At 67.9% G+C, this 6,710-nt stretch carries 7 protein-coding genes and 2 pseudogenes; 6 read left to right on the top strand and 3 right to left on the bottom strand.

Features of this window, described 5'->3' with window-relative positions; all coding sequences use genetic code 11:
• Window positions 1-560 (top strand): annotated as a pseudogene (locus Q0U08_RS16150) (competence protein ComEC); the annotation flags it as partial.
• Window positions 561-566: 6 nt separating this feature from the next.
• On the opposite strand, the gene Q0U08_RS16145 reads toward Q0U08_RS16150, so the two are convergent.
• A complete protein-coding gene (locus tag Q0U08_RS16145; RefSeq protein WP_298092587.1) occupies window positions 567-1,292 on the bottom strand; it encodes an SDR family NAD(P)-dependent oxidoreductase in 726 nt (241 codons plus the stop codon).
• Window positions 1,292-2,749, bottom strand: a complete 1,458-nt coding sequence (gene purF / locus Q0U08_RS16140) for an amidophosphoribosyltransferase (RefSeq protein WP_298092586.1) — start codon at window positions 2,747-2,749, stop codon at window positions 1,292-1,294. The genes Q0U08_RS16145 and purF overlap by 1 nt, the downstream gene beginning before the upstream one ends.
• A 140-nt stretch (window positions 2,750-2,889) precedes the next feature.
• On the opposite strand from purF, the gene Q0U08_RS16135 reads away from it, so the two are divergent.
• Genes Q0U08_RS16135 through Q0U08_RS16115 form a run of 5 tightly spaced genes read left to right on the top strand, consistent with a single transcriptional unit; the run spans window position 2,890 to window position 6,342 of the window.
• Window positions 2,890-3,141: a Rho termination factor gene (locus Q0U08_RS16135; RefSeq protein WP_298092585.1), complete on the top strand. Its 252-nt coding sequence runs from the start codon at window positions 2,890-2,892 to the stop codon at window positions 3,139-3,141.
• 44 nt (window positions 3,142-3,185) lie between these two features.
• Entirely contained in the window at window positions 3,186-3,548 is a 363-nt protein-coding gene (hisI, locus tag Q0U08_RS16130) for a phosphoribosyl-AMP cyclohydrolase (RefSeq protein ID WP_298092583.1), read from the top strand.
• Window positions 3,545-4,057 (top strand): hypothetical protein, encoded by a 513-nt coding sequence (locus tag Q0U08_RS16125; RefSeq protein ID WP_298092580.1) that lies wholly within the window; start codon window positions 3,545-3,547, stop codon window positions 4,055-4,057. Before hisI ends, Q0U08_RS16125 begins: the two co-directional genes overlap by 4 nt.
• Window positions 4,058-4,089: 32 nt before the next feature.
• On the top strand, window positions 4,090-4,527 hold the full coding sequence (locus tag Q0U08_RS16120; RefSeq protein WP_298092588.1) for a MerR family DNA-binding transcriptional regulator: 438 nt from the start codon (window positions 4,090-4,092) through the stop codon (window positions 4,525-4,527).
• 12 nt (window positions 4,528-4,539) lie between these two features.
• Window positions 4,540-6,342: an acyl-CoA dehydrogenase C-terminal domain-containing protein gene (locus Q0U08_RS16115; RefSeq protein ID WP_298092578.1), complete on the top strand. Its 1,803-nt coding sequence runs from the start codon at window positions 4,540-4,542 to the stop codon at window positions 6,340-6,342.
• A gap of 1 nt (window position 6,343) precedes the next feature.
• Here the strand turns inward: Q0U08_RS16115 and Q0U08_RS16110 are convergent.
• Window positions 6,344-6,710 (bottom strand): annotated as a pseudogene (locus Q0U08_RS16110) (cell wall hydrolase); the annotation flags it as partial.

Genomic DNA, 6,710 nt, shown 5'->3' with positions numbered 1-6,710 from the left:
TTGCGCTGGTCGTCGGCGGCGGGCTCTGGCTGACGCTGTGGCGGACGCGGATACGCCGCGCCGGACTGGTGCCCGTCGTGATCGGGCTCGGCTGGGCGCTGATGACGCCGGCGCCCGATGTGATCGTGACCGGAGACGGACGGCATGTCGCCGTCCGGACAGCGGCGGGGCTGGCGCTGCTGCGCGACCGGACGGGAGATTATGTCAGCGATGTGATGGCGGGGGCGGGCGGCGTCGACGGGGCGCCGCTGATGCTGTCCGAGCAGCCGGACGCGCGGTGCAGCCGCGACCTGTGTCTCGTCGATGTGGCGGGCCGGCGGGTGCTGGCGACGCGGAGCGCCTACCGCGTGCCCTGGGCCGCGCTGGTTGCGGCGTGCAGGCAGGCGGATATCGTGGTGAGCGAGCGGACCTTGCCGCGGGGGTGCCTGCCGCGCTGGTTGCGGCTGGACCGGAGGGCTCTGCGCGAGACGGGCGGGGTGGCGGTCACCCTGGCGAACGGATCGATTCGTACCGTGCGCCGACCGGGCGACCGGCATCCGTGGCGGACGGCCGGTCGCTAGGCTGGGTCAGGCGTCGACGCGCTCGCGGTGGCCGGGTTCGAAGCCCTGGGTCGCCAGCGCGACGATGCGGGCGGCCACGGTTTCCGGCGGCTTGACGGAGGCGGGGTCTTCACCGGGATAGGCGCGAGCGCGCATCTTCGTGCGGGTGGCGCCTGGATCGACGATGGCGACACGGATTGCGCTGATGTCTGCCATTTCGTCGCCATACGCGCCGAGCAGCGTGTCGAACGCCGCCTTGGACGCGCCATATGCGCCCCAATAGGCGCGCGGATTGCGGCCGACCGAAGAGGTGACGCCGATCACGCGCGCCGCCTTCGACCGGCGCAGCATCGGATCGAAGGCGGCGATCATCGCGGCCTGCGCGCTGACGTTGAGGGTCAGCACCTGCGCCAGTTCGCGCGGATCGATCGCGGGCACCGCGGCGAGCGAGCCCAGCGTGCCGGCGTTCAGCACCAGCGTGTCGAGCGCCTGCCAGCGTTCACCGATCGCGGAGGCGAGCCGGGCGATGGCGTCCGTCTCGGTCATGTCGAGGGGAGCGATCGTCGCGGAGCCGCCGGCGTTGAAGATCGTCTCCTCGACCTCCTCCAGCCCCTTGGGCGTCCGGGCGGTGAGGACGACGTGCGCGCCCTCAGCCGCCAGTGCGATGGCGGTGGCGGCACCGATACCGCGGCTGGCGCCGGTGACCAGCGCCAGCGTGTCGGACAAGGCACCGGGCATCAGGGGACCGGGCATCAGACGACGCGCTCGGCAAGCATCTGGAACTGATCGACCGTGGCGCTTTCGTCTTGGTCGGTCAGCGTCGTCGGATAGGCGCCGGTAAAGCAGGCATCGCAATATTTCGGCCGGATATCGGCGCGGCGTGCCTCGCCCAATGCCTTGTAGAGACCATCGATCGAGACGAAGGCCAGGCTGTCGGCATGGATGAAGTCGGTCATTCCGCCAAGATCGAGCTGGGCGGCGAGCAGCTTGGCACGCTCCGGCGTGTCGACCCCGTAGAAGCAGCTATGCCGGGTCGGCGGGCTGGCGATCCGCATGTGGACCTCGGCCGCGCCTGCCTCGCGCATCATCTGCACGATCTTGAGGCTGGTGGTGCCGCGCACGATCGAATCGTCGATCAGCACGACCCGCTTGCCCTGGATCAACGCGCGGTTGGCATTGTGCTTCAGCTTGACGCCAAGGTGGCGGACCTTGTCGCCCGGCTGGATGAAGGTTCGGCCGACATAATGCGAGCGGATGATGCCGAGTTCGAACGGGATGCCCGACTGCTGCGCATAGCCGATCGCGGCGGGAACGCCCGAATCGGGGACCGGGATGACCAGATCGGCCTCCACCGGCGCCTCGATCGCGAGTTGCGCGCCGATGCCCTTGCGCACGGAATAGATGGAATGATCGTCCACGATCGAATCGGGGCGCGAGAAATACACCCATTCGAAGATGCAGGGTCGCGGCGCCACTTCCTGGAAGGGGCGGATCGAGCGGATCTCGGTGCCCTGCACGATCACGAGCTCGCCGGGATCGACGGCACGCTCGAAGGTCGCGCCGCAGACGTCGAGCGCGACCGTTTCGGAGGCAAAGATCACCGCATCGTCCAGCCGGCCCATGACGAGCGGCCGAATGCCGAGCGGATCGCGGCAGGCGATCATCCCCTCCGGCGTGGTGACGATGAGCGAATAGGCGCCCTCCACCTGCTTCAGCGCATCGATGAAGCGATCGAGCAGCGTGCGGTAGTTGGAGGTGGCGACGAGATGGATGATCGTTTCGGTGTCCGAGGTGGACTGAAAGATCGAGCCGCGACGGACCAGTTCGCGACGCAGCTTCATCGCGTTAGAGATGTTGCCGTTGTGCGCGACCGCGAAACCGCCGGTCGACAGATCGGCATAAAGCGGCTGGACGTTGCGCAGCGCGGTCTCACCCGTGGTCGAATAGCGGACATGGCCGACCGCCACATCGCCGGGCAGCGCGCGGATCACGTCGTCGCGGTCGAAATTGCCGGCGACATGGCCCATCGCGCGGTGGGTGTGGAACAGATGGCCGTCAAAGCTGGTGATGCCGGCGGCTTCCTGGCCGCGGTGCTGAAGCGCGTGCAGGCCGAGTGCGACGAGCGCGGCAGCGCCGGAACTGCCGGATACGCCGAAGATGCCGCACTCCTCGCGGAGCTTGTCGTCGTCGAAAGGATGGGTGGTCAGCATGGAAGGGGAGGCTCACACGTTGCTGGCGGGGCTGGCGCGCATATAGGAGCGGCGATCGGGTTTGTCGCCTGTTTGTCATGGGCGCCGTGGAGCATTTTACCATGTCGGGCGTTTCGGGCGCCTGTCGGGAGGGTAAAGGCATGGCACGCGATCACGGCAAGCAGATCAAGGACGACACGCTGTACGAGGATCTGCGCGAGGGTGGCGCGTCCAAGGAGAAGGCGGCGCGTATCGCCAATGCCAAGGCCAAAGGCTCGCTGCAGCATCGCGGCACACAGTTGGAGGACCGCACCAAGGCCGACCTGCTGTCGGAGGCGCGCAAGATCGGGATCGAGGGCCGATCCAGGATGGACAAGGCCGCCTTGGTGAAGGCGATCCGCGACCACGGTTGAGTTGCCACGTTTCGGTGATGCGCGCGACCTGCTAGACGCCGCGCATGGCTGATCCACGCGATACCGGGCTGACCCTAAACCCCAAATATGATGCCAACGGGCTGCTGACCGCAGTCGTCACCGATGCCGCCTCGGGCGGGTTGCTGATGGTGGCGCACATGAATGCGGAAGCGTTCGCCGCGACGCGGGCGACCGGCGAGGCGCATTTCTGGTCGCGCAGCCGCGGGCGCTTGTGGAAGAAGGGAGAGAGTTCCGGCCACATATTGCGGGTGACCGACATGCGGATCGATTGCGATCAGGATGCGCTGTGGCTGATCTGCGAGCCGGCGGGGCCGGCCTGCCACACCGGTGCGATCAGTTGCTTCTTTCGCCGCGTCGAGGGGGATGCACTGGCGCCGGTGGCATGAGGTGGCTGGCCTGTGCGGCGCTGTTGCTGGCGGGCTGCGGATCGCGAGAGACGGCGGACATAACCGGCGACGATGCGCCGGCGGGGGCGCGGCTGGAGAAGGCGGCGATCGCGGCGGGGCTGGTGATCGACCCGGAAAGCACCTCGCTCCAGGGGAGTTGGGCGCGCGACGATGACCGGATGTGCATCGTACCGGGCGATGTGCGCGGCGGGGCCGACCGGATCGGCATCCTGCTGGATTACGGGCCGGGCAACGGGTGCAGCGCGACCGGAACCGTGCGGCGGCGGCGAAGCGGGGATCTGGCGGTGGTGCTGGATGCGTGCCGGTTCACCGCGAGGTTCGATGGCGAGCGGATCGTTTTTCCGGCGGAGCTGCCTGAGCCGTGTTCGGCGCTGTGTACCGGACGGGCGACGCTGGCCGCGATGTCGGTAGAGCGTTTGAGCGGATCGGTAGCGGAAGCGCGGACGCTGCGCGGACGGAACCAGCCGCCGCTCTGTGGGGCTGGTTGACGTTGACGTAAAGGGCAGGTAGCGTGATCGCCATGTCCAGTGCCGCCTATGCCCTGATCCCGTCGCACAGCGACCGCGAGCATCACACCATCTCCGACCTGTCGGACGAGTTCGGCGTGACCGCGCGGGCATTGCGCTTCTATGAGGATGAAGGGCTGATCGCGCCGGAGCGGCGCGGCACGCAGCGCATCTATTCGCACCGCGACCGCGCCCGTCTCGCGTGGATCCTGCGCGGCAAGCGGGTGGGGTTCAGCCTGGCGGAAATCCGCGAGATGATCGACCTGTACGATCTGGGCGATGGCCGCCGCGTGCAGCGGCAGGTGTCGATCGAGCGGTGCCTGGCGCGGATCGACCTGCTGGAAGCGCAGAAGCGCGACATCGATGCGGCGATTGCGGAGTTGAAGGACTTCGTCGCGGTGGTCGAGGCGGCACAGGTCCAGGACAGCAACGACAACGAAAAACAAGTCTGAAGGAGCAAGAGGATGCCCCAGTACACGCCGCCCGTGCGCGATACGCGCTTCGTGCTCGACCATGTGATCGGGCTGCAACAACATGCCAATCTACCGGGGTTCGAGGCTGCCTCGCCCGATGTGGTGGAGGCGGTGCTGGAAGAGGGTGGCCGCTTCGTGGCGGACGTGCTGTTTCCGCTGAACCAGGTCGGCGACCGGCAGGGATGCACGCGCCATGACGACGGATCGGTGACGACGCCGGAGGGCTTCAAGGACGCTTATCGCCAATATGTCGAGAGCGGCTGGGCGACACTGGGCAACCAGCCCGAACATGGCGGGCAGGGGATGCCGCACAGCATCTCCGTCGCGTTTCAGGAATATCTCATCTCCGCGAACATGGCCTTCGCCATGTATCCGGGGCTGACGCACGGTGCGATCGCGGCGCTGGTGGCCAAGGGAAGCGCCGAGCAGCAGGCGATGTACGTGCCCAAGCTGGTGTCGGGCGAATGGTCCGGCACGATGAACCTGACCGAGCCGCAATGCGGTACCGATCTGGGGCTGATCCGCACGCGCGCCGTGCCGAACGCGGACGGCTCCTATGCGATCACGGGGACCAAGATCTTCATTTCGGCGGGCGAGCATGACCTGACCGACAACATCATCCATCTGGTGCTGGCCAAGACGCCGGGCGCGCCGGACAGCTCCAAGGGCATCTCGCTGTTCGTGGTGCCCAAGGTGCTGGTGAACGAGGACGGGTCGCTGGGTGCGCGCAACGGCGTCTCCTGCGGCTCGATCGAGCACAAGATGGGCATTCACGGCAATTCGACCTGCGTGATGAACTATGACGGGGCGACCGGCTGGCTTGTCGGCGAGGAGAATAAGGGGCTGGCCGCGATGTTCATCATGATGAACGCGGCGCGGCTGGGCGTGGGGTTGCAAGGGCTGGGCGTGGCCGAGGTCGCGTATCAGAACGCCGTCCATTACGCGCGCGACCGGCGGCAGGGACGCGCGCTGACCGGGCCTGCGGAGCCGGACGAAAAGGCGGATACGCTGTTCGTCCATCCGGACGTGCGCCGCATGCTGATGGAGGGCAAGGCCTGGACCGAGGGCTTGCGCGCACTGTGTCTGTGGGCGGCGCTGCAGGCGGATCTGGAGCATGCCGCGCCCGACGAGGCGGATCGCGAGCGGGCGGCGGACCTGATCGGGCTGCTGACTCCGGTGATCAAGGGCGTCGGCACCGACAAGGGCTATGAGGTCGCGACCAACGCCCAGCAGGTGTATGGCGGGCATGGCTACATCGCCGAATGGGGGATGGAGCAATATGTGCGCGATGCGCGGATCGCGATGATCTACGAGGGCACCAACGGCGTGCAGGCGATGGATCTGGTCGGCCGCAAGCTGGCGCAGAAGAACGGGCGTGCGGTGCAGGCGTTCTTTCAGATGGTGGCGGCCGAGATCGCCGAAGCGAAGGGGGACGCGGCGGCGGCCGATCTGGCGGGGCGGCTGGAGAAGGCGCTGGGCGAGTTGCAGGCCGCGACGATGTGGTTCGTCGCGCACGGGCTGAAGAACCCCAATCATGTCGGCGCGGGGGCGGTGGCCTATATGCACCTGATGGGACTGGTCGCGGTCGGGCTGATGTGGCTGCGCATGGCGCGGGCTGCCGCCCGGTTGAAGGCGGCGGGCGAGGGTGATGCAGGCTTCCTGGAGGCCAAGCTGGTGACGGCACGCTTCTTCGGCGAGCGGATGCTGCCCGATGCGGGCGCCCTGCGCCGCAAGATCGAGGGCGGGGCGGACAGCCTGATGGCGTTGCCGGAGGAGGCGTTCCTGGCGGCGTAACTCAGGGTTCGGCCGGCGTAGCGGTAGCGCTGCGCCGGCGGACGCCGCCCAATTCGGGGATCGGGGTCGGTGTCGGCACGGGTGCGGGTTCGGCGCGAAGCGTCTGGCGCTTCATGCAGTCGGCGGGACGCCAGCGGGGGAAGACGGCGCAGTTCCATAGCTGGCGCTCGATACCGCTCTCGGGATCACGCAGATAGCTGAACGCCATGGCGGCGATTTGCGGTGTGTCGAGCGGCAGGGTCCGCGGCGCGGCATCGGTCCAGGCCATGACCTTGCAGGCCTTGCGCTCGCCGCAGGCGCGCTGGGCGAGGGCGGGAAGCGCGTCGGAGGTGACGCCTTTCGGGAGGGTGAGCAGGAAGCTGTTCGGC

Origin of the sequence: uncultured Sphingomonas sp. (genome assembly GCF_946477935.1) — a bacterium.
In the GTDB taxonomy this organism is placed as follows: Bacteria; Pseudomonadota; Alphaproteobacteria; order Sphingomonadales; family Sphingomonadaceae; genus Sphingomonas.
This window is presented reverse-complemented; position numbering and strand designations above follow the sequence as displayed.

Excerpts from the sequence above, each read along its gene's own strand:
- Q0U08_RS16120 (WP_298092588.1), top strand. The coding sequence starts at position 4,090 with ATGTCCAGTGCCGCCTATGCCCTGATCCCGTCGCACAGCGACCGCGAG.
- Q0U08_RS16115 (WP_298092578.1), top strand. The coding sequence starts at position 4,540 with ATGCCCCAGTACACGCCGCCCGTGCGCGATACGCGCTTCGTGCTCGAC.
- Q0U08_RS16135 (WP_298092585.1), top strand. The coding sequence starts at position 2,890 with ATGGCACGCGATCACGGCAAGCAGATCAAGGACGACACGCTGTACGAG.
- Q0U08_RS16125 (WP_298092580.1), top strand. The coding sequence starts at position 3,545 with ATGAGGTGGCTGGCCTGTGCGGCGCTGTTGCTGGCGGGCTGCGGATCG.
- Q0U08_RS16145 (WP_298092587.1), bottom strand. The coding sequence starts at position 1,292 with ATGCCCGGTCCCCTGATGCCCGGTGCCTTGTCCGACACGCTGGCGCTG.
- purF (WP_298092586.1), bottom strand. The coding sequence starts at position 2,749 with ATGCTGACCACCCATCCTTTCGACGACGACAAGCTCCGCGAGGAGTGC.
- hisI (WP_298092583.1), top strand. The coding sequence starts at position 3,186 with ATGGCTGATCCACGCGATACCGGGCTGACCCTAAACCCCAAATATGAT.